This is a genomic window from Synechococcus sp. R8-2 (assembly GCF_047461715.1).
In the GTDB taxonomy this organism is placed as follows: Bacteria; Cyanobacteriota; Cyanobacteriia; order Thermostichales; family Thermostichaceae; genus Thermostichus.
Genome location: NZ_JANSHQ010000759.1, coordinates 1 through 901 on the forward strand (window position 1 = coordinate 1; position 901 = coordinate 901).

Annotated in this window: 1 pseudogene; it reads left to right on the plus strand. The window is 56.2% G+C overall.

The annotated features are described in order from the left end of the window. Positions 1–164 precede the first annotated feature (164 nt). Positions 165–901 (plus strand): annotated as a pseudogene (locus NW819_RS14500) (S-layer protein); the annotation flags it as partial.

A 901-nucleotide genomic window follows, 5' to 3' on the forward strand; every position in this document is an offset into this window, starting at 1 on the left:
TTCGTCTCCAAGCTCGCGATGCGGTAACCACCTTCTTTGAGGGTGACCCAGGCGTTGGCTTCCAGGGGGGTGCGGGTGGTACCTTCACCCTTGCCCAGCTGGTTTATCAATTCCCTGCTTTCGACCGCGCTGCTACTATCTACACGGGCATTACGGGTACGGGAGTGTCGAGCGTTCTGCAGTACAGCACGCCCTTTGATGCCCTGTCGGACTTTGCCGATGCTCCCAACTCTACGGCAGATGTGCCCAGCGGAACCCTATTTGGTTTTCGCTACCGTTTGAGCGACCAGTTTCGTTTAGCCTACGCCTACAGCACCAGAAGAGGTCAAGCTCTGGGGAGAGGCTTTGGCGACAGTGGCTTGACAGGTGATGATAGCGCTCACACCGTCGAGCTGGGCTTCTTGCCAACCAAGGGCTTGGAGTTTTACCTTCAGTTTGCTTCCACCTACCTGCAGCAGGCGAACGACGGCCCCACCTTCCTGGCCACGGGTAAAAGTCTCTTCCGTGGACCGGTAAGAAGAACTCGGGTAGATGTCTCTGCACGGGTGAATGCTTTTACGTTCGCAGCCAACTGGGAGATCAGCCCTCGCATTACCTTGTCTGGCTGGTTTACGGCTGGCAATGTGGATTACAACCTGCCCAATGTGGTACCGGCTGGCACTGTGGATCCGGGAGAGGAAGACTTTAACGGTTTCCTCCTTGGCTTTGTTTTCCCCGACCTCTTCGTGGAGGGTGCCAAAGGTGGGATTGTATTTGGGCAGCCAATCGTGACCACAGACAACGACGGAGTGTGGGATACTCGCCCCTTCGTTGTGGACGTCTACTACAGCTTCCCGGTCAACGAGTACATTACTCTAACGCCTGCTGCCTACTTTGTGAGCAACCCCAATGGCGGCAGACC